Annotated in this window: 16 protein-coding genes; 9 read left to right on the top strand and 7 right to left on the bottom strand. The window is 58.8% G+C overall.

The window, feature by feature from the left end; genetic code table 11:
- The first annotated feature begins 88 nt into the window (after positions 1-88).
- A complete protein-coding gene (gene rimO, locus EDF81_RS09190) occupies positions 89-1414 on the top strand; it encodes a 30S ribosomal protein S12 methylthiotransferase RimO (protein ID WP_123347850.1) in 1326 nt (441 codons plus the stop codon).
- 38 nt (positions 1415-1452) lie between these two features.
- On the opposite strand, the gene gsiD is transcribed toward rimO, so the two are convergent.
- Genes gsiD through gsiA form a run of 4 tightly spaced genes read right to left on the bottom strand, consistent with a single transcriptional unit; the run spans position 1453 to position 6776 of the window.
- Positions 1453-2364 carry a glutathione ABC transporter permease GsiD gene (gsiD, locus tag EDF81_RS09195; protein ID WP_123347851.1) on the bottom strand — a complete coding sequence of 304 codons (912 nt, stop codon included), beginning with the start codon at positions 2362-2364 and terminating at the stop codon, positions 1453-1455.
- Positions 2365-2366: 2 nt separating this feature from the next.
- Positions 2367-3287: a glutathione ABC transporter permease GsiC gene (gene gsiC, locus EDF81_RS09200; protein ID WP_123347852.1), complete on the bottom strand. Its 921-nt coding sequence runs from the start codon at positions 3285-3287 to the stop codon at positions 2367-2369.
- 42 nt (positions 3288-3329) lie between these two features.
- Positions 3330-4868 (bottom strand): glutathione ABC transporter substrate-binding protein GsiB, encoded by a 1539-nt coding sequence (gene gsiB, locus EDF81_RS09205; protein WP_123347853.1) that lies wholly within the window; start codon positions 4866-4868, stop codon positions 3330-3332.
- Between the two features lie 33 nt (positions 4869-4901).
- The gene (gsiA, locus tag EDF81_RS09210; protein ID WP_123347854.1) at positions 4902-6776 is read right to left on the bottom strand and encodes a glutathione ABC transporter ATP-binding protein GsiA; all 1875 of its coding nucleotides are present in this window, start codon (positions 6774-6776) and stop codon (positions 4902-4904) included.
- Positions 6777-7024: 248 nt separating this feature from the next.
- Between gsiA and moeA the strand changes: the two genes are divergently transcribed.
- Positions 7025-8257, top strand: a complete 1233-nt coding sequence (gene moeA / locus EDF81_RS09215; protein WP_123347855.1) for a molybdopterin molybdotransferase MoeA — start codon at positions 7025-7027, stop codon at positions 8255-8257.
- Positions 8258-8260: 3 nt separating this feature from the next.
- Complete coding sequence (moeB, locus tag EDF81_RS09220; protein ID WP_123347856.1) at positions 8261-9025, top strand: molybdopterin-synthase adenylyltransferase MoeB; 765 nt, start codon at positions 8261-8263, stop codon at positions 9023-9025.
- A 6-nt stretch (positions 9026-9031) separates the two neighbouring features.
- On the opposite strand, the gene fsa is transcribed toward moeB, so the two are convergent.
- Positions 9032-9694, bottom strand: coding sequence for a fructose-6-phosphate aldolase (gene fsa / locus EDF81_RS09225; protein WP_123347857.1), 663 nt, complete (start codon positions 9692-9694; stop codon positions 9032-9034).
- 136 nt (positions 9695-9830) lie between these two features.
- Here fsa and EDF81_RS09230 point away from each other — a divergent pair, with 136 nt between their 5' ends.
- From EDF81_RS09230 to EDF81_RS09245, 4 genes are all read left to right on the top strand, one after another.
- The gene (locus tag EDF81_RS09230; protein ID WP_123347858.1) at positions 9831-10730 is read left to right on the top strand and encodes a glycyl-radical enzyme activating protein; all 900 of its coding nucleotides are present in this window, start codon (positions 9831-9833) and stop codon (positions 10728-10730) included.
- 6 nt (positions 10731-10736) lie between these two features.
- Positions 10737-13169, top strand: coding sequence for a formate C-acetyltransferase/glycerol dehydratase family glycyl radical enzyme (locus EDF81_RS09235; RefSeq protein ID WP_123347859.1), 2433 nt, complete (start codon positions 10737-10739; stop codon positions 13167-13169).
- Positions 13170-13287: 118 nt separating this feature from the next.
- Positions 13288-14103 carry a Cof-type HAD-IIB family hydrolase gene (locus tag EDF81_RS09240; protein WP_123347860.1) on the top strand — a complete coding sequence of 272 codons (816 nt, stop codon included), beginning with the start codon at positions 13288-13290 and terminating at the stop codon, positions 14101-14103.
- Positions 14104-14247: 144 nt separating this feature from the next.
- Complete coding sequence (locus tag EDF81_RS09245; protein WP_123347861.1) at positions 14248-15513, top strand: DUF1479 domain-containing protein; 1266 nt, start codon at positions 14248-14250, stop codon at positions 15511-15513.
- Here the strand turns inward: EDF81_RS09245 and EDF81_RS09250 are convergent.
- Complete coding sequence (locus EDF81_RS09250) at positions 15510-16583, bottom strand: LacI family DNA-binding transcriptional regulator (RefSeq protein ID WP_123347862.1); 1074 nt, start codon at positions 16581-16583, stop codon at positions 15510-15512. The two genes, EDF81_RS09245 and EDF81_RS09250, sit on opposite strands and share 4 nt — an antisense overlap.
- 298 nt (positions 16584-16881) lie before the next feature.
- Here EDF81_RS09250 and EDF81_RS09255 point away from each other — a divergent pair, with 298 nt between their 5' ends.
- Entirely contained in the window at positions 16882-18183 is a 1302-nt protein-coding gene (locus tag EDF81_RS09255; RefSeq protein WP_123347863.1) for an MFS transporter, read from the top strand.
- A 15-nt stretch (positions 18184-18198) separates the two neighbouring features.
- Positions 18199-20565 (top strand): TIM-barrel domain-containing protein, encoded by a 2367-nt coding sequence (locus EDF81_RS09260; RefSeq protein WP_123347864.1) that lies wholly within the window; start codon positions 18199-18201, stop codon positions 20563-20565.
- A gap of 57 nt (positions 20566-20622) precedes the next feature.
- Here EDF81_RS09260 and EDF81_RS09265 read toward each other — a convergent pair whose 3' ends face one another.
- Complete coding sequence (locus EDF81_RS09265) at positions 20623-22218, bottom strand: ABC-F family ATPase (RefSeq protein WP_123347865.1); 1596 nt, start codon at positions 22216-22218, stop codon at positions 20623-20625.
- Positions 22219-22319 lie beyond the last annotated feature (101 nt).

Genomic DNA, 22319 nt, shown 5'->3' on the forward strand with positions numbered 1-22319 from the left:
CCGTACTAAAGATACCAGTACAACTTTCCCTCCAGCTTCTGTAAAATCCGAGCCCTGATAATTCTATAAATGACTATTTTTTGACCTTATGAGCAATGTAACCCAGCAGCCGAAGATTGGTTTTGTCTCTCTCGGTTGTCCAAAGAATCTGGTGGATTCAGAACGCATCCTCACCGAGCTGCGTACCGAAGGCTATGACGTCGTTCCCCGCTACGACGATGCCGATATGGTGATCGTCAACACCTGCGGCTTTATCGACAGCGCGGTGCAGGAGTCGCTGGAGGCGATTGGCGAAGCCCTGAACGAGAACGGCAAGGTGATTGTGACCGGCTGTCTGGGCGCGAAGGTCGATCAGATCCGTGAAGTCCATCCGAAGGTGCTGGAGATTACCGGTCCGCATAGCTATGAGCAGGTGCTGGAGCATGTTCACCACTATGTGCCGAAGCCAAAGCATAACCCGTTCCTGAGCCTGGTCCCGGAACAGGGCGTGAAGCTGACGCCGCGCCACTATGCCTATCTGAAAATTTCCGAAGGCTGCAACCATCGCTGCACCTTCTGCATTATCCCGTCCATGCGCGGCGATCTCGACAGCCGTCCGATTGGCGACGTGTTGGCGGAAGCTAAGCGTCTGGCCGACGCGGGCGTTAAAGAGCTGCTGGTGATCTCTCAGGACACTTCCGCCTACGGCGTGGACGTGAAGCACCGGACCGGTTTCTATAACGGCGAGCCGGTGAAAACCAGCATGGTAAGCCTGTGCGAGCAGCTGGCGAAGCTGGGTATCTGGGTGCGTCTGCACTATGTCTACCCGTATCCGCACGTGGACGATGTGATCCCGCTGATGGCGGAAGGCAAAATTCTGCCGTATCTGGATATCCCGATGCAGCACGCCAGCCCGAAAATCCTCAAGCTGATGAAGCGCCCTGGCGCAGTCGATCGCCAGCTGGCACGCATTAAGCAGTGGCGTGAAATGTGTCCTGAGCTGACCCTGCGATCCACCTTTATCGTTGGCTTCCCGGGCGAGACCGAAGAAGATTTCCAGATGCTGCTCGACTTCCTGAAAGAAGCGCGCCTCGACCGCGTCGGCTGCTTTAAGTACAGCCCGGTTGAAGGTGCCACCGCCAATGAACTGGCGGACCAGGTGCCGGAAGAGGTCAAAGAGGAGCGCTGGAACCGCTTTATGCAGCTGCAGCAGAAGATTTCCGCCGAGCGTCTGCAGGAGAAAGTGGGCCGCGAGCTGATGGTGATTGTCGATGAAGTCGACGCAGAAGGCGCGATTGGCCGCAGTATGGCCGACGCCCCGGAAATCGACGGCGCGGTCTATCTGAACGGTGAGAGCAAGCTTAAGCCGGGCGACGTCGTGAAAGTGAAAATCGATCACGCCGACGAGTACGATATGTGGGGCAGCCTGATCTAACCCCCGTGTCCTTCCTCTCCCTCACGGGAGAGGAACACCTACCCTTTAATCCTCGGGTCCAGCGCGTCGCGCAGGCCATCTCCCAGCAGATTGAACGCCAGCACGGTGAGAAATATCGCCATGCTCGGGAACAGCGCCACGTGCGGCGCAATCACCATATCCGCTCGCGCTTCATTGAGCATCGCGCCCCACTCCGGCGTCGGCGGCTGTGCGCCCAGCCCGAGGAACGACAGACTGGCCGCGGAGATAATCGAGGTGCCGATACGCATCGTAAAGTAGACCACGATCGATGAGACCGTCCCCGGCAGAATATGCTGGAACAGGATGGTCATATCGCTGGCCCCAATGCTGCGTGCCGACTCGATAAAGGTCTGCTGCTTCAGCACCAGGGTGTTGCCGCGCACCAGTCGGGCAAAGGCAGGAATGGAAAAGACCGCCACTGCGATAATCACGTTGGCCATGCCGTTGCCCATCACCGCCACCACCGCGATCGCCAGCAGGATGCCGGGGAAGGCAAAGAGCACGTCGCAGATACGCATAATAATGCGGTCCCACCAGCCCTCGTAGTAGCCCGCGATCAGCCCGAGTACCGTGCCGATGAGCGCGCCGATCAGTACCGCAAAGACCCCGGCCGCGAGCGAGATTTGCGCCCCGACCAGCACCCGGCTAAAAATATCCCTTCCCAGCGAATCGACGCCAAACCAGTGCAGCAGCGACGGGCCGTCGTTGAGCCGGTCATAGTCAAAATAGGTTTCCGCATTGAAAGGCGCTATCCAGGGCGCGAGCAGCGCCACAGCGATCAGCAGCAGGACAAAGAGACCGGCCAGCATTGCCGCCTTCTGACGACGGAAGCGACGCCAGAACTCAAGCCACGGCGTCCGCACATGGTCCGGTTTGACCACCGGCATTGCGTTGATGATCGCCTGACGGCGCCAGTTAAACAGTCGCATCCTTACTTGTACCTGATTGCCGGGTTAATGGCGGCATAGAGGATATCCACCACTAAGTTGATAAGAATAAACTCCAGCGAAAACAGCAGCACTTCCGCCTGAATCACCGGATAGTCGCGCATCTCCACCGAATCCACCAGCAGACGGCCCAGCCCCGGCCAGTTGAACACTTTCTCAACCACGATAGAGCCGCCGAGCAGAAAACCAAACTGCAGGCCCATCATGGTGATCACCGGGATCATCGCGTTGCGCAGGCCGTGCTTCAGCACCACCCAGGTTTCGCTCACACCCTTCGCCCGGGCGGTACGCATGTAGTCTTCGTTAAGGACCTCAACGAAGGAGGCGCGGGTAAAGCGGGCCATCACCGCCGCCACCGCCGCACCCAGCGTCAGCGAAGGCAAAATATAGTGCTGCCAGGTATCGGCGCCGACCGTGGGTAACCAGCCCAGCTCCACCGAGAAAATCTGCATCAGCAGCATCCCGAGCGCAAAGGCCGGAAATGAGATGCCGGTGATAGCAAGCATCATACCCAGCCGGTCTGGCCAGCGGTTGCGCCAGACCGCCGCAGCGATACCGGCCGCCAGGCCAAACAGCATCGCCCACAGCATGCTCCATACCGTCAGCCAGAGCGTCGGCATAAAGCGGCTGGCAATTTCATCGACCACCGGGCGGCGCGAGACCATTGACGTCCCAAAATCGCCCTGTACGACGCTGGTCATATAGTCCCAGAACTGAATATACAACGGCCTGTCGAGGCCAAGCTGCTCACGTACCAGCGCCACCACCTGGCCGTCAGCCTCCGGCCCGGCGATAAGCCTGGCCGGATCGCCCGGTAGCATATGGACAAACAAAAACACCAGCACCGCCACCAGCAGCAGCGTCGGGATCAAACCCAGCAGGCGCTTAACGATATAATTCAGCATCACATCTTCCATTGCGCGCCGATGCATCGGCGCGGGCGGACCTTACTTCAGGTCGGCCTCATCAAAACTAAAACCCGTGTCCGGCATGATATAGAAACCGGTGAGGGTTTTGCTATGCGCAGAAACCAGTTTTTCCACCACCAGCGGCACCCAGGGGGCTTCCTTCCACAGGGTGTCCTGGACATTTTTATACAGCTTCGCCTTCTGCTGCGGGTTGGTAGTTTGCAGCGCCGCGCTCAGATCGTGGTCCACCTGCGAATTACTGTAGAAGGCGGTATTAAACAGGGTCGGCGGCCAGTTTTGTGAGGCAAACAGCGGCGACAGCGCCCAGTCCGCTTCGCCGGTTGAGGCGGTCCAGCCGGTGTAGAACATCCGCACCCCGCTCTCTTTCTGACCTTTTCCTTCGACTTCTGCCGCACGCTGCCCGGCATCCATCGCCGTGACCTGTACCTTAATGCCCACCTGGCCCAGCTGTTGCTGGGTAAACTGCAGCACTTTCTGCGCGGTACTGTGGTTGTGGGATGACCACAACGTGGTGCTGAATCCGTTGGGATAGCCCGCCTCTTTCAGCAGTTCCCGCGCCTTCGCCGGATCGTAAGGCCATGGCTGATACTGCTGTGACAGCCCGATAGCCGGTGGCAGCACCCCGGTGGCAGGGGTAGCGTAACCGGCAAAGGCGACTTTAACCAGCGCCTGGCGGTTAATCGCGTAGTTGATGGCCTCGCGCACCTTCGGATTATCAAAAGGTTTCTGCGTTACGTTCATGCTGATATAGCGCTGCATAATCGACGGGCTGGCCACCAGCTCCAGCTTGCTGTTCTTTTCCAGCAGCCGGGCCTGCTCATAGGGAATGGGGAAGGCAAACTGCGCTTCACCCGTTTGCAGCATCGCGGCGCGGGTATTGTTATCGGTGACCGGACGCCAGGTAATGCTGTCCAGCTTCGGTAGCCCGGACTGCCAGTAGTCGGCGTACTTTTTCACCTTCACAAAATCGGTCTGATTCCAGGTTTCCAGCTGGTACGGCCCGGTGCCGACCGGATGGAAACCGATCTCCGCGCCGTATTTTTCCAGCGCCGCCGGGGAGATCATCGCCGTTGCCGGATGGGCAAGAATATTAATAAACGCCGAGAAGGGCTGGCTGAGCGTGATTTTGACCGTCGTCGGATCGACCACCTCGGTTGAGGCGATATTTTTGTAGAGATTATAGCGTTTAAGATGGTTTGCCGGATCGCTGGCGCGGTCGAGGTTCACCTTCACCGCGGCGGCATCGAAGTCGGTACCGTCCTGGAAGGTAATCCCCGATCGCAGTTTCACCGTATAGACCCGACCATCATCGGAAACGCTGTAGCTCTCGGCCAGCACGTTTTTTAGCTTCATGTCTTTATCAAGGCCGAATAGCCCCTGATAGAACGACTTCGCCACCGCCTGGGAGAGGGTATCATTCGCATCGTAAGGGTCGAGCGTGGTGAAGTTAGACCCCACGGCAACCACGACGTTTTTCGCCGCAATGGCAGGTGCTGTTGCCAGGGCTGCGGCGACACCGAGCGCCGTAAGCCATGTGCCGGAAACAAACTTTGTCATGTTATTCTCCTGAACCCTGCCTGGTAAAAAAAATCATAAACGCGATAACGGATCGCCCACCGCAGGCCCCCGGGCAACAAAGTGCCCTGGACTCACCTGCTGGAGCAGCACGTTTTCCGTCTTGCTGCCTCGCTTATAAATATTGCCCGGTAACTCATCCGACAGCAGGACCCGCTGCGGATGCCGGTGCATCGGGTCGGCGACCGGAACCGCCCGCATCAGCTTGCGGGTGTAGGGATGCTGCGGATTTTCAAAGACCGCCTGTCGCGGACCGATCTCGACGATCTGTCCAAGGTACATCACCGCCACCCGATGACTGATGCGTTCTACCACCGCCATATCGTGCGAAATAAACAAAAATGCGATCCCCATATCCCGCTGCAAATCGAGCAGCAGATTGATGATCTGCGCGCGAATGGAGACATCCAGCGCCGAAACAGACTCATCGGCGATCACCACTTTCGGGTTCAGCGCCAGCGCGCGCGCAATACAGATACGCTGCCGCTGGCCGCCGGAAAATTCATGCGGGTAGCGCCAGGCATGTTCGGGCCGCAGACCGACCCGCTCCAGCAGCCACGCCACCCGCTTATGCGCAGCGTCCCCCGCCAGCAGGCCGTGGACCCGCAGCGGCTCAAGAATCGAATGCCCCACCGTCTGACGCGGATCGAGAGAAGCATAGGGATCCTGAAAAATGTACTGAATATCGCGCCGCAGCGGCTGCAGCCGGCTATCCGGCAGGGTATCGATCCGCTGGCCGTTGAAGATAATGCTGCCGCCCTGGTTTTCGACCAGCCGCAGCAGCGCCCGGCCAGTGGTCGACTTCCCGCAGCCTGACTCGCCCACCAGCGACAGGGTCTCCCCCGGCCAGAGATCGAAGCTCACCTTCTCTACCGCATGCACCTCTCGGGTGACGCGGTTGAGAATGCCGCTGCGCAGCGGAAAACGCACCACCAGGTCGCGGACCTGCAATATCGGCTCGCCTTCCACCACCGTATCCTGCTCCCTTTCCGACTGGGCCTGCGGACTGCCGGTCGGCAGGATCAGCGGGAAACGGCGCGGCAGAGTGCTGCCATGCATCGCGCCCAGTCGTGGCACCGCAGCCAGCAGAGAGCGAGTATAGGGATGCTCCGGCGCCTGGAAAATTTGCGCCACGCCGCCGGTCTCTACCGCCTCGCCCTGATGCATCACCAGCACCCGGTCGGCAATATCCGCCACCACGCCCATATCGTGGGTGATAAAAATCACCCCCATGTCCATCTCCTGCTGCAGGACGCGGATCAGCTGCAGGATCTGCGCCTGCACGGTGACGTCCAGCGCCGTGGTCGGCTCATCGGCAATCAGCACCGCCGGGCGACACGACAGCGCCATGGCGATCATCACCCGCTGGCGCATACCACCAGAGAGCTGGTGCGGATAGCGGGACATGACCGTCTGCGCTTCAGGAATACGCACCTGATCGAGCATATTGCGCGCTTCTACCAGCGCCCGCTCGCGGCTCAGATGCTGGTGCAGGCGAATCGACTCGGCGATTTGCTCCCCGACGGTAAAGACCGGGTTGAGGGAGGTCATCGGCTCCTGAAAAATCATCGCGATATCCGCCCCGCGCACGCCGCGCATCTGGGAGGCATTCTGTTCAGGCAGGGAGATCACCTGACGATTGCGCCGCCGCAGCAGCATCTCGTCGCACTGTATCTGACCGGAAGTTTGTTCCAGCAGGCGCATCAGCGCCAGCGCGGTAACCGATTTTCCCGAGCCGGATTCACCAACAATCGCCAGCGTTTCACCACGCTGAAGGTGAAATGAGAGATGACGCACAGCATGCGTTCGCTGCTGGTCGTGCTGAAAGGTCACGTTCAGGTTCTGAACGGCCAGCACATCACGGGCAGCTAATTGATCACTGTGCGGCACGGCATACTCCTCATTGGCGGTAAATTCCTGTCATAGTGACGGGGTGTACATCCCTTTTTCCTGTGCCTGTCGACGAAGTAACCGCTTTTTCTATAAATATCATCATCGTGGTCTTCGCTTCAGACAATTTCTGACTATAGAAAGTCATAAACCTAATGTAAAGGCAACGGGCGCTCTCTACCCATACAGTCTGACGGGCTTTTCTGCCATAATAGCGCCCTGAACTTTTTGCCCTGCTGGAGTTTTCCATGGATTTTAATGCCGGACTAATGCCACTTGATGCGGCGTTATCACAGATGCTTTCCCGTATCCTGCCGCTCAGCGCGTCAGAGCCTGTGCCGCTGGTGCACGGCTTCAGTCGCGTAACGGCTGACGATATCACTTCGCCGCTCAATGTGCCCGGTTTTGATAATTCCGCAATGGATGGCTACGCCGTCCGACTGGCAGACCTCGAAAAACAGACGCCGCTCCCGGTCGCCGGAAAAGCCTTCGCCGGTCAGCCGTTTAACGGCGAGTGGCCCACCGGCACCTGTGTTCGCATTATGACCGGCGCGCCGATCCCCGTCGGCTGCGATGCCGTGGTGATGCAGGAAGAGACGGAGCAACATCCTGACGGTATCCGCTTTACCGCCACCGTCCTTCCCGGACAAAATATTCGCCGCAGCGGCGAGGATATCCAGGCGGGTGCCGTGGTGTTCCCGGCCGGCACAAAATTGAGCGTGGCAGAGCTGCCGGTGCTGGCCTCGCTGGGCATCGCTGAGGTTAGCGTCGTGCGTAAGGTACGTGTGGCCCTGTTCTCCACCGGAGACGAGCTACAGCTCCCCGGCCAGCCGCTGGCCGACGGCCAGATTTATGATACTAACCGCCTGGCGGTGCATCTGATGCTGGAGCAGCTTGGCTGCGAAGTGATCAATCTCGGCATTATTCGTGACAACCCCGACCAGCTGCGGAAAACCTTTATCGAAGCGGACCAGCAGGCCGATGTGGTGATCAGCTCCGGCGGCGTTTCCGTTGGCGAAGCGGACTACACGAAAGCCCTGCTCGAAGAGCTGGGCGAAGTCGGTTTCTGGAAGCTGGCCATTAAGCCGGGCAAACCTTTTGCCTTCGGCAAGCTAAGCAAGAGCTGGTTCTGCGGCCTGCCGGGCAACCCGGTCTCTGCAGCCCTGACCTTCTATCAACTGGTGCAGCCGCTGTTGGCGAAGCTGAGCGGTCAGAGCGGCAACGCGCTGCCGCCGCGCCTGCGGGTCCGTGCGGCGACCCGGCTGAAAAAATCCCCCGGCCGTCTCGATTTCCAGCGCGGAATTCTTCAGCGCAACGCCGACGGCGAAGCGGAAGTGACCACGACCGGCCATCAGGGCTCGCATATTTTTAGCTCCTTCAGCCAGGGCAACTGCTTTATCGTGCTGGAGCGCGATCGCGGCAACGTCGAGCCGGGCGAGTGGGTCGAGGTTGAACCCTTCAACGCCCTGTTTGGAGGCTAAGCGATGGCAGAGGAGCTGAGCGACCAGGAGATGCTGCGCTATAACCGGCAGATCATCCTGCGCGACTTCGATTTCGACGGTCAGGAAGCCCTGAAAGCTTCCCGGGTGCTGGTGGTCGGTCTGGGCGGACTGGGCTGCGCGGCAGCCCAGTATCTGGCGGCGGCCGGGATCGGCGAGATGACGCTGCTGGATTTCGATACCGTGGCGCTGTCCAATCTTCAGCGCCAGACGCTGCACGGCGATGCCAATATTGGTCAGCCAAAGGTGGAATCCGCCCGTGAGTCGCTGTCGCGTATTAATCCGCACGTTCAGCTCACCCCTCTCAACGCCCTGCTGGATGAAGACGCCCTGCTGGCGCAAATCGCCGGGCACGATCTGGTGCTCGACTGCACCGATAACGTGGCGATCCGCAATCAGCTCAATCAGGGCTGCTTTGTTACCCGCACGCCGCTGGTTTCCGGGGCGGCAATCCGCATGGAGGGGCAAATCAGCGTCTTTACGTATCAGGACGATGAGCCCTGCTACCGCTGCCTGAGCCGTCTGTTCGGCGAGAACGCGCTGACCTGCTCGGAAGCGGGCGTGATGGCGCCGCTGGTGGGGATCATCGGTTCCCTGCAGGCGATGGAAGCGATTAAGGTTCTGACCCGCTATGGCCGACCGGCCACGGGGAAAATCGTGCTCTATGATGCGATGACCTGCCAGTTCCGCGAAATGAAACTGGCGCGCCATCCGCACTGCGAAGTGTGCAGCGCGGATAACGCCCGCTAAACGCCGTTACAGCGTGGTACGTCCGAACGCGTTCAGCCAGTCCTGCTCAAATTTCACCACCGCCGCCTCGACCGCCGGGGCGGCGATCAGTTGCTGCGCCACGTCCAGCGGCAGGGTGATCGCTTCGCAGCCGGCCAGCAGGCAGTCCAGCGCCTGACGCGGGGTTTTAAAACTGGCGGCCAGCACCTTTGTCTGCGGCGCATGCAGGCTCAGGAGCTGCTGTAACTCCACCACCGTCTGAATTCCGTCTCCGCCCTGAGCATCCACCCGATTCACGTAGGGCGCGACATACTCCGCCCCGGCCAGCGCCGCCAGCAATCCCTGCGCCGCGCCGTAAACCGCCGTGCCCAGCGTCGGGATACCTTCCGCCTTCAGCAGTTTAATTGCCGCCAGCCCTTCTGCCGTAACCGGCACCTTCACGACCAGATCCGGCACCATCGTCCGTAGCCTGCGCGCCTCTTCCACCATCGCATCTGCGGTGGTCGCCAGTACCTGGGCAAACAGACGACCCTGGCCGCCCAGCGCCGCATGCAGTTCCGGCAGCAGGGAATCAAGCGGACGTTGACCGCCTGCCACAATGCTCGGATTCGTGGTCACGCCCGCAAGGGGGAAGATGCGGGCCAGTTTCTGCACCGCGCCAACATCAGAGGTATCCAGATAGAGTTCCATAGAGGTTTCCTGAAAGTGTGAGGGTTCGCATGCTTTCGCACTATACGCCCGCAAAAGCGACGTCCGTTGATTTGCGTCAATTTAACTTTCATTCGAAAGTTATTTAATCTTCGAACGAAATAAAAAGGGTTGCCGTATGATCTTCAATATTCAGCGCTACTCCACCCATGATGGCCCCGGTATTCGTACCGTGGTGTTTATCAAAGGCTGTTCTCTCAGCTGCCGCTGGTGCCAGAACCCGGAAAGCCGCGCCCGCACGCGCGACCTGCTGTATGACGCCCGCCTGTGCCTTGATGGCTGCACGCTCTGTCAGCAGGCGGCACCTGCGGCGATTTCCCGTGCGCTGAACGGTCTGCTGATCGACCGACAGCGCCTGACCGACGACGACCTTACTACCCTGACCCACTGCTGCCCGACTCAGGCCCTGAGCGTCTGCGGCGAGACGCAGACGGTGGATGACATTATGGCAACCGTGCTGCGCGATAAACCTTTTTACGACCGCAGCGGCGGCGGGATCACGCTCTCCGGCGGCGAACCCTTTATGGATCCGACCCTGAGTCTCGCTCTGCTGCAGGCCAGCCGTCAGCAAAACATTCATACCGCAGTAGAAACCTGCCTGCACGTGCCCTGGCGCTATCTGGAACCGTCCCTGCCGCTGGTGGATCTGTTTCTCGCCGATCTAAAACATGTCGACAGCGCGCGCTTCAGGCAGTGGACCGATGGCAGCGCGAAGCGGGTGCTGGATAACCTGGTTCGCCTCGCCGACGCCGGTAAAAAGATGATTATTCGCGTCCCGCTGATCCCCGGTTTTAACGCCGACAAAGCCAGTATTAAAGCCATTACCCGCTTTGCAGCCGACCGGCTACGGGTTAACGAGATCCATTTTCTGCCTTACCACACGCTGGGCATCAATAAATACCATCTGCTCGGCGAAACCTACACCGCGCCGGACAAGCCGCTCGACGCACCGGAACTCCTTGCCTTTGCGCAGGAGTACGCTCGCGACTGCGGCCTGACCGCAACGCTAAGAGGATAAAACACGATGACCACTCTGACTCTCGACACCCTCAGCCCGCGCATTCAGGCCCATAAAGCCGCGCTGGTTCATATCGTCAAGCCGCCGGTCTGTACCGAACGCGCCCGTCACTACACCGAGATGTACCAGCAGCATCTGGATAAACCCCTGCCGATCCGTCGTGCCCTGGCGCTGGCCCACCACCTGGCCCAGCGGACCATCTGGATCCAGCACGACGAGTTGATTATCGGCAACCAGGCCAGCGAAGTGCGCGCCGCACCGATTTTCCCGGAATATACCGTCAGTTGGATAGAGAATGAAATCGATGACCTGGCGGACCGACCCGGTGCGGGCTTTGCCGTCAGCGAAGAGAATAAGCGGGTTCTGCACGAGATCTGCCCCTGGTGGCGCGGCCAGACGGTGCAGGATCGCTGCTACGGCATGTTTACCGATGAACAGCAGGCGCTGCTGGCCACCGGGATTATCAAAGCCGAAGGCAATATGACCTCCGGTGACGCCCATCTGGCGGTCAATTTCCCGCTGTTGCTGGAAAAAGGGCTGGACGGTCTGCGCCACAAGGTCGATGAACGCCGGTCGCGGATCAACCTCACCCGGCTCGACGACCTCCACGGCGAGCAGTTTTTAAAAGCCATTGATATCACCCTGGCCGCGGTCAGCCAGCATATTGAACGCTTTGCGGATCTGGCCCGCAAAATGGCCGGGACAGAAACCCGTAGCGCACGTCGGGATGAACTGCTGACCATCGCCGAAAACTGCGATCTGATCGCCCATGAGCCGCCGAGAACCTTCTGGCAGGCGCTACAGCTCTGCTACTTTATCCAGCTACTGCTGCAGGTGGAGTCCAACGGTCATTCGGTCTCCTTTGGCCGGATGGACCAGTACCTCTACCCCTGGTACCGCCGCGACGTGGAGCTGGCGGCATCCCTTGAGCGCGAGCAGGCTATCGAACTGCTGCAAAGCTGCTGGCTGAAGCTGCTGGAGGTCAATAAAATCCGCTCCGGCTCCCACTCCAAAGCCTCGGCGGGCAGCCCGCTGTATCAGAATGTGACCATCGGCGGCCAGCAACTGACTGACGGTCAGCCGTCGGATGCGGTGAACCCGCTCTCATACGCTATTCTGGAATCCTGCGGCCGTCTGCGCTCGACCCAGCCGAACCTCAGCGTTCGCTACCATGCAGGAATGAGCAACGATTTCCTCGACGCCTGCGTGCAGGTGATCCGCTGCGGCTTCGGGATGCCCGCCTTTAACAATGACGAAATTGTGATCCCGGAATTTATTAAGCTCGGCGTGGAGCCGCAGGACGCGTATGACTATGCCGCCATCGGCTGTATTGAAACCGCCGTCGGCGGCAAGTGGGGGTATCGCTGCACAGGGATGAGCTTTATTAATTTCGCCAGGGTGATGCTGGCCTCGCTGGAGGGCGGGCGCGACGCCACCAGCGGCAAGATCTTCCTGCCGCAGGAGAAAGCGCTGTCGGTAGCAAACTTCGCTCACTTCGACGAGGTGCTGGCGGCCTGGGATAGCCAGATCCGCTACTACACCCGTAAATCGATTGAAATTGAATATGTCGTCGACACCATGCTGGAGGAGAACGCCCACGATATTCTCTGCTCGGCGCTGGTGGATGACTGCATCGAACGGGCCAAAAGCATCAAACAGGGTGGTGCAAAATATGACTGGGTCTCCGGTCTGCAGGTCGGTATCGCCAACCTCGGCAACAGTCTGGCTGCGGTGAAAAAGCTGGTGTTTGAACAGGGTACGATTGGCCAACAGGAACTGGCCGAGGCGCTGGCGGCGGACTACGAAGGGCTGACCCACGAACAGCTGCGCCAGCGCTTAATTAACGGCGCACCAAAATACGGCAACGACGACGACAACGTTGACCTGCTCCTGACCCGCGCCTATCAGACCTATATTGACGAGCTGAAGCAGTATCAAAATCCGCGTTATGGTCGGGGTCCCGTCGGCGGCACTTACTATGCCGGCACCTCCTCAATCTCGGCCAACGTCCCCTTTGGCGCCGCCACCATGGCCACCCCGGACGGACGCAAGGCCACCACTCCGCTGGCAGAAGGGGCCAGCCCGGCCTCCGGGACCGACCATCTCGGTCCGACGGCGGTAATCGGTTCTGTCGGGAAGCTGCCGACCGGCGCGATTCTGGGTGGCGTGCTGCTGAATCAGAAACTTAACCCGTCCACGCTGGATAACGACAGCGACCGCCAGAAGCTGATGATCCTGCTGCGTACCTTCTTTGAAGTGCACAAAGGCTGGCATATCCAGTACAACATCGTGTCACGCGATACCCTGCTGGAAGCCAAAAAGCATCCGGACCAGTACCGGGATCTGGTGGTGCGCGTCGCCGGTTACTCGGCCTTCTTCACCGCCCTGTCACCCGATGCGCAGGACGATATTATCGCCCGTACGGAACACGTTTTATAAGCACGCGGCGAGGGGAACAGGGTTCCCCTCGCCCACTTTCATATGAAATAAATTTTTGCATTCCCTCCTGCGGTAACTAGAATATCCCGCGTCGCAGTTACATTCAGGAGTACAATGTATGACCGTAAAAGTTATCGTCACGGATATGGACGGAACTTTCCTTGATGACGCCAAGCAGTACGACCGCCAGCGCTTCCTGGCCCAGTTTGCTCAGCTAAAAGCACGCGGGATCGAATTTGTCGTCGCCAGCGGGAATCAGTACTACCAGCTCATCTCCTTCTTCCCGGAAATCAAAGATCAAATCTCCTTCGTTGCCGAGAACGGTGCGCTGGTCTTCGAGCACGGCCAGCAGCTGTTCCACGGGGAGCTGACGCGCCATGAATCTCAGGTGGTGATCGGTGAACTGCTGAAGGATAAAAACCTTAACTTTGTCGCCTGCGGCCTGAAAAGTGCCTGGATAAGCGATACCGCGCCGGACCATTTTGTCGAGCTGATGTCCCACCACTATCATCGACTGGCGCGTATCCGCGATTATCAGGATATCGACGATACCCTGTTTAAGTTCTCCCTGAACCTGCCGGATGATGAAATCCCGCTGCTGGTCGACAAACTGCATGTTGCTCTCGACGGTATTATGAAGCCGGTCACCAGCGGCTTTGGCTTTATCGATTTGATTATCCCCGGCCTGCATAAAGCCAACGGCATCAGCCGTCTGCTCAAGCGCTGGCAGATCTCCCCTCAGGAATGCGTCGCTATCGGCGACAGCGGCAACGATGCCGAAATGCTGAAGCTGGTGAAGTACTCTTTTGCCATGGGTAACGCCGCCCCGGCGATTAAAGAGATCGCCACGTATTCCGCCGATAACAATAATCATCATGGCGCGCTGAACGTGATTCAGGCCGTGCTCGACGGCGAAGCGCCGTTCGCTGACTGATTGCCTCCGCCGGAGCGCCCGCTCCGGCTGCTTTACCTTTCTGTGAACCCCATCAATTCTTTAAACTTGCATTAACCATTCTTTAACTTATATTACCCATACGAAATGCAAATGACTTTCGAATGAAAGAAAAGTGAGGTCAGTATGGCTATAACCTTTACTCATGAAACGCTGCCGGCAGATCACAAGGCGGCGATTCGTCAGATGAAACAGCACCTGCGGGCGCAGATCGGCGATGTCGAGGCAGTTTTTGAACGCCTGAGCGCCCGTATTGCCGCCCGCGTGGATGAAATCGAAGCCCTGAAAGCCGCGGGCGATCCGGTCTGGCCCATTATTCCTGCGGCGGATATTACTGAAGGCAAGGTGAGCGAAGCACAAAAGGCCTTGATCAAACGCCGGGGCTGCGCGGTGATCAAAGGGCACTTCCCGCGTCAGCAGGCTCTGGACTGGGATCGATCCATGCTGGATTACCTGGATCTCAACCGCTTCGATGAGGTCTATAAAGGCCCCGGAGACAGCTTTTTCGGCTCGCTGGAGGCGTCGCGCCCGGAAATTTTCCCGATTTACTGGTCCCAGGCGCAGATGCAGGCCCGCCAGAGTGACGAAATGGCCGCGGCGCAGTCGTTTCTGAATCGTCTGTGGCGCTTCGACAGCGAAGGGAAACAGTGGTTTAACCCGGACGTCAGCGTGATCTACCCGGACCGTATCCGCCGCCGCCCGCCGGGCACCACCTCGAAGGGACTCGGCGCCCATACGGATTCCGGTGCGCTGGAGCGCTGGCTGCTGCCCGCCTGGCAGCAGGTGTTCGCCAGCGTCTTTAACGGCGATATTGAGCAGTACGATCCCTGGAATGCGGCCCACCGCACCGACGTGGAAGAGTACACGGTGGATAACACCACCAAATGTTCGGTCTTCCGCACCTTCCAGGGCTGGACGGCGCTGTCGGATATGATCCCCGGTCAGGGACTGCTGCACGTGGTGCCGATCCCGGAAGCGATGGCGTACGTTCTGCTGCGCCCGCTGCTGAGCGACGTGCCGGAGGACGAACTCTGCGGCGTCGCGCCGGGTAGGGTTCTGCCCATTTCTGAACGCTGGCATCCGCTGCTGATGCGCGCCCTGACGTCGATTCCAGCGCTGGAAGCCGGGGATTCGGTCTGGTGGCACTGCGATGTAATCCACGCAGTGGCGGCGGTCGATAACCAGCAGGGCTGGGGCAACGTGATGTATATTCCCGCCGCCCCGATGTGCGAGAAAAACCTGGCCTATGCCCACAAGGTAAAACAGGCCCTGGAGCAGGGTGCTTCGCCGGGCGATTTCCCGCGTGAGAACTACGAAAGCGACTGGTCAGGCCGCTTTACCCTGAGCGATCTCAATATTCACGGCAGACGCGCGCTGGGCATCGAGGTTTAAACGTCGTACAGCCCTTCCCGCTCAACGGCGGTGCGTCGCGGTCCCGGACGTATCCGCCGTACCGACTCCCGCACCGCCAGGGTGCCGTTCAGTAGCAGAGAGCCGACCGTCGCCTGCGGGCGAATCAGCCGCTGCTGGAGCAGATGCACCGCCTCCACCCCCAGCTCATCGCGAGGAACATGCACCGCCGTTAAGGGGACATCCTGAATCGCCGCGAGATTAAAGGCGTCGATACTCATCACCGACACATCCTGCGGCACTCGCAGCCCTCGTTCCTGCAAGGCGCGAACGGTCCCTTCCGCCATAAAATCCCCGCCCACCAGAAACGCGGTCGGCGGCGTTTTATGCGCCGGAACATCCAGCCACTCCGCCACCCGCTGCCGGGCTTCTCGGGCGCTAAAGCTGGGGACGGTGATCAGATCCCGCTTGCTCTGAAAACGCAGGTTTTGCCGCAGCCAGGCCTCTTTAATGCCCGCCAGACGCAGGTCCATGGTGTAGCGACGCAGACACATCACGTTGACCACCTCACGATGGCCCATCTCAAACAGATAGCGGGCCGCAAACTCCCCGATAGTCCGGTGATCCGGCGCAATAGAGGGCAGACGCATCCGGGTATCGCGGCAGTTGATCAGCACGCAGGGGATCGCCAGATCCGCCGCCAGATCGTGAATATGCGGATCGTCGATGCCCAGCAGGATCGCCGCCTGCGTTTCCGGCGACTTCATCCGCGCCAGAAATTCATTGGCATCGCTGTCCAGCTCTTCCAGCGCGCAGTAGCGAAGACGTACCTCGTGCGGGTCCAGCGCCTTGTTAATGCTCTGAATCACCCGGTAATAGAAGATATCAGAGCGTTCGTCGAACGCCCGCTGTGGGGCAAAAACCAGCAGGTTATTGAGCAGCAGTCGCCCGGCGGCGATCCCCTCCATAACGCCAAGATCGCGGGCGCAGGCCAGCACGGCGACTCTGGCTTTTTCACTGGTATTGGCTTTGCCCGCCAGCACCCGGGAAACGGTGCTGGTCGACAGGTTGGTCTGCCGGGCAATCTCGGCGATTTTCAGCTTTTTATTCATTCTGTGATCTTGCTCCGTTTGCCTGATGGGAAAATTTTCATGAGCTGAAAACCCTGTCATAGATAAGCAAGGGAGGAGTTTGCCTTTTTTTCTCCGCCCTTTATGAGAATCCTTGCACAGAATCCGCTTTGGCCGACCGGTTTTCTCACCTAACGTAAACCTGTCGTACAACTTCCATACTAGTTGTATGCGTGATTTAAAAAAAACCGTAAAAAAAATCATCACGCGAAGCCGTTCGGTATAACACATTCCAACGGCGCGCTTCGACTTCCCTACAAGAAGATGAGCGGAGTAAAGAATGAGTCAGGGTATTAATAATGAAATGGCGGTCGGCAAGAGTCGCCGGGTAGTGAAAAAATTACGCTGGTGGATCTTAGTGCTGTTTCTGTTTGGCGTGACGGTGAACTACATCACCCGTAACTCGCTGGGCATTCTGGCCCCGGAACTGAAAACCAGCCTCGGGATCACCACCGAACAGTACTCCTGGATTGTCGGCGCATTTCAGCTGGCCTACACCATTTTCCAGCCTCTGTGCGGCTGGCTGATTGACGTGATTGGTCTGAAAGTCGGCTTTATGGTATGCGCTATTATCTGGGCGCTGGCCTGTATTTTCCACGCCGGCGCGGGGAGCTGGATCCAGCTGGCGATTTTGCGCTTTACCATGGGCGCATCGGAAGCCGCGGCGACCCCAGCGAACGCCAAAACCCTGGGCGAATGGTTCCCGAAATCGGAACGTCCGGTCGCCGCTGGCTGGGCGGGCGTGGGCTTCTCCATCGGCGCGATGCTGGCCCCGCCGATTATCTATTTTGCTCACGCCTCTTTTGGCTGGCAGGGCGCGTTTATGTTTACCGGCGTGCTGGCGCTGCTGTGGGTGATCCTGTGGTGGGCGTTTTACCACAACCCGGATAAACACCCGAATCTGAGCAAAGAGGAACTGGCGTTTATTCAGCAGGATAACGAACCGCCAGCGGTCAAACTCCCCTTCCTTACCGCCCTGAAAACCGTCTCGAAAAATAAGCGCTTTTACGGTATCGCCATCCCGGCCTTTATGGCGGAACCTGCCTGGGCCGTGCTCAGCTTCTGGGTGCCGCTCTATCTGGCGAAAGAGCACGGGATGGATCTGAAACAGATCGCCATGTTTGCCTGGCTGCCGTTCCTCGCCGCCGACCTCGGCAGTATCGCCAGCGGCTATCTGACCAAAGTCTATACCCGCTGGTTTGGCTGTACCCGCGTGAATTCGGTGGTGGCCAGCTCGGTGACCGGCGCATTTCTGATGATCTCCTTAGGTCTGGTGGCTGTCACCCGCGACCCCTATATCACCATCGCGCTGATCTCGATTGGCGGCTTCGGCCACCAGATTATCTCCTGCATGCTCAGCGCGCTGGTGGTCGAGTCCTTTGATAAAGGCCAGATGGCGACCGTTAACGGGATGCGCGGCTCCGCCGCCTGGATCGCCAGTTTCCTCTTCTCTCTGCTGATCGGGGTGACCGCCGACAAAATCGGCTTCAACCCGCTGTTTATCGCCATGGGCTTTTTTGACCTGATTGGCGCGTTTTTCCTGGTGGCATTTATTGCTGAACGTCGCGCCAAGCGCGCATGATTATGGATGTCTGATATGAAAACATTGAAGAACTGGACCCTGCAAAAACAGGCGGCTCACCACGTTGAACTGCGGGTCGACGGGCAGCACACTTTCTGCCTGTACGTGCTGGAAGAGAATCTGTTTCGCGTGCTGCTAAAACGCAACGGCGAGCTGGCGCTGGACCGCACCTGGAGTATTGCCCCGGCCGAGGATGTACCATTTGAAGGCCGCCCGCGCGAGGGTCTGTCCGGCTTTAGCCTCCCGGCCTGGACCCTGGAGCAGCAGGACGACACGCTGACGGTGCAGAGCGCACGTCTGCGGGTCACCGTCCACCAGCCTCTGTGGCTGGAGTGGCACTACCTGAATGACGACGGCGAGTGGCTGTGGCTGGCTGCCGACCGTCCGACCAGCGCCTATCTGCTTAACGCCCACGGCGACGGCGTGGCGCACTACCAGCGTCGCCGGGCCGATGAACGCTATTATGGTCTCGGCGAAAAGGCCGGTAATCTTCAGCGCACCGGCCGACGCTTTGAGATGCGCAATCTCGATGCGATGGGCTATAACGCGGTCAGCACCGACCCGCTGTACAAGCATATTCCCTTTACCATTACCCGCCGGGATGATGTCAGCTTTGGCCTGTTCTACGACAACCTGAGCAGCTGCTGGCTGGATCTGGGCAATGAGATCGACAACTACCACACCGCCTACCGCCGCTGGCAGGCTGAAGCGGGCGATATTGATTACTATCTGTTTACCGGCGAGCGGGTACTGGACGTCAGCAAGGCGTTTGTACGCCTGACCGGGAAAACCCTGTTCGGCCCGAAATGGAGCCTCGGCTACAGCGGCTCAACCATGCACTACACCGACGCGCCAGATGCCCAGAACCAGCTGATGAACTTTATCCGCCTCTGCGAAGAGCATGCCCTGCCCTGCGACTCGTTCCAGCTCTCGTCCGGCTATACCTCCATTAACGGCAAGCGCTACGTCTTTAACTGGAACTATGACAAGGTGCCGCAGCCGAAGGTCATGAGCCAGGCGTTCCACGACGCCGGACTGAAGCTGGCGGCCAATATCAAACCCTGCCTGCTACAGGATCATCCCCGCTATAACGAAGTGGCAGAAAAGGGCCTGTTTATTCGCGACTCTGAAACCGACGCCCCGGAACGTTCCAGCTTCTGGGATGACGAAGGCTCTAACCTCGACTTCACCAATCCGCAAACTATCGAATGGTGGCAGAACGGCGTCACCACTCAGCTGCTGGAGATGGGGATCGACTCAACCTGGAATGATAATAACGAGTTTGAAGTGTGGGACGGCGAGGCTCGCTGTCACGGCTTTGGCAGCGAGATTGCGATCAAGCATATCCGTCCGGTGATGCCGCTGCTGATGATGCGGGCATCGCTGGAAGCACAGCAGCGTTTTGCTCCGCAAAAACGCCCCTTCCTGATCTCCCGCTCCGGCTGCGCCGGGATGCAGCGCTACGTCCAGACCTGGAGCGGCGATAACCGCACCAGCTGGGATACGCTGCGCTACAACACCCGTATGGGTCTGGGGATGAGCCTGTCGGGCCTCTACAATATCGGCCACGACGTCGGCGGTTTCTCCGGCAACAAGCCGGACGCGGAACTGTTTATCCGCTGGGTACAGAACGGGGTGATGCATCCGCGCTTTACCATCCACTCCTGGAACGATGACCAGACGGTTAATGAACCCTGGATGTATCCGGCGGTGACTCCGGCGATCCGCGCGGCCATTCAGCTACGCTATCGTCTGCTGCCCTATCTCTACACTCTGTTGTGGCAGGCGCACGCCGACGACGAGCCGATGCTGCGTCCGACCTTCCTCGACCACGAGCACGACGCGCAGACCTTCGAGGAGTGCGATGACTTTATGCTTGGCCGGGATCTGCTGGTTGCCAGCGTTGTCGAGCCGGATCAGCGCCAGCGCCGGATCTGGCTGCCGGAAAATACCCACGGCTGGTACGATTTTTACAGCAGCGCCTGGTATAGCGGCGGTCAGTGGGTCACCCTCGATGCCCCGCTGGAAAAACTGCCCCTGCTGGTCCGCGCCGGTGCAGGTCTGCCGCTGAGCGAGCGCCTGGCCCATGTCGACTCGGCTGCCGACACGACCCGCGAGCTAAAACTCTTCCCGCTCAAAGGCACGGGTAGCACTGAAGGGCTGCTGTTTGAAGATGACGGTGAATCCTGGGGCTACCGGACCGGCAACGCCCTGTGGCTGACCTGGCAAATGGAATGCACGGCAACAAGCATCAACCTGACGCTCTCAACGCGCGGCGACTACCGTCCGGGATGGGGCACGCTGAAGGTGGCATTGCCTGAAGGGGAAAAAAGGACGCTGCTGATTAACGGTGAAGCCGGAAAGGAATGGCAACTGAGCTAGCCTGATAGGTCGCACTGCAGGTGCACGGATGGCACCTGCAGCACGAAGAAGAACGGATTACGCGTCAACACCTTTGGTACGCAGGTAGTCTTCGTAGTTGCCAGTAAAGTCGATCACTTTGGTCGGCGTAATTTCGATCACACGCGTCGCCAGAGAGCTCACGAACTCACGGTCATGCGAGACAAACACCAGGGTACCCTGATACATCTCCAGCGCCATGTTCAGTGACTCGATAGATTCCATATCCAGGTGGTTGGTCGGTTCGTCCATTATCAGGATATTCGGTTTTTCCATCATCAGTTTACCGAACAGCATACGGCCTTTCTCACCACCGGACAGCACCTTCGCAGGCTTTTTGATATCGTCCTGGCTGAACAGCAGACGACCCAGAATACCGCGCACGGCCTGCTCGTCATCGCCTTCCTGTTTCCACTGGCTCATCCAGTCGAAGACCGTCAGGTCATTTTCGAACTCATACTCATGGTCCTGCGCGTAATAGCCAATCTGCGCGTTTTCAGACCATTTAACGGTGCCGTTGTCAGGCTGTGATTCGCCCACCAGTGCTTTCACCAGGGTCGATTTACCCACGCCGTTAGCCCCGAGGATGGCGACTTTCTCGCCAACTTCCAGCAGCAGATTGACATTTTTAAATAGCGGGCCGTTATCAAAGCCTTTGGTGAGGGCTTCCACTTCCAGCGCGTTACGGAACAGTTTCTTGTCCTGCTCGAAGCGAATAAACGGGTTCTGACGGCTGGACGCTTTGACTTCATCCAGCTTAATCTTATCGATCTGACGGGCACGTGAGGTCGCCTGACGGGATTTCGAGGCGTTGGCGCTAAAGCGGCTGACGAAGGATTGCAGGTCGGCAATCTGCGCTTTTTTCTTGGCGTTATCGGACAGCAGACGCTCACGCGCCTGGGTGGCAGCGGTCATATATTCGTCGTAGTTGCCCGGATAGACGCGCAGCTCGCCGTAGTCGAGATCGGCCATATGGGTGCAGACCATATTCAGGAAGTGACGGTCGTGCGAAATGATAATCATAGTGCTGTCACGATCGTTCAGCGTCTGTTCCAGCCAGCGAATGGTGTCAATGTCCAGGTTGTTCGTCGGCTCATCGAGCAGCAGAATTTCTGGATTGGAGAACAGCGCCTGCGCCAGCAGAACACGCAGCTTCCAGCCCGGCGCCACTTCGCTCATCAGGCCGTAATGCTGCTCAACCGGAATCCCCACGCCCAGCAGCAGTTCGCCGGCACGAGACTCGGCAGAGTAGCCGTCCATCTCGCCGTACAGCACTTCGAGATCGGCCACTTTATAGCCGTCTTCTTCGCTCATTTCCGCGAGACCGTAAATGCGGTCACGCTCCTGCTTCACTTCCCACAGTTCGCCGTGGCCCATAATGACCGTGTCGAGAACGGTGAAGTTTTCAAACGCAAACTGATCCTGGCGCAGTTTACCGATGCGCTCGTTAGGATCGAGAGAGACGTTACCCAAGGTCGGCTCCAGATCGCCGCCGAGGATCTTCATAAAGGTGGATTTACCGCTGCCGTTGGCGCCAATCAGACCGTAACGGTTGCCGCCGCCAAACTTGACGGAGATGTTCTCAAATAGCGGCTTGCTGCCGAACTGCATGGTGACGTTGCTGCTTACTAACACGGTAATATCCTGAAAAAGTGTGATGAACGCGGCATTATGCCATTAGATGGCGCATTTTTCACGGGCAGCGGCACAATTCGGTATAACTTTTGCCCGCAGCC

It is taken from the genome of Enterobacter sp. BIGb0383 (genome assembly GCF_003751845.1).
In the GTDB taxonomy this organism is placed as follows: domain Bacteria; phylum Pseudomonadota; class Gammaproteobacteria; order Enterobacterales; family Enterobacteriaceae; genus BIGb0383.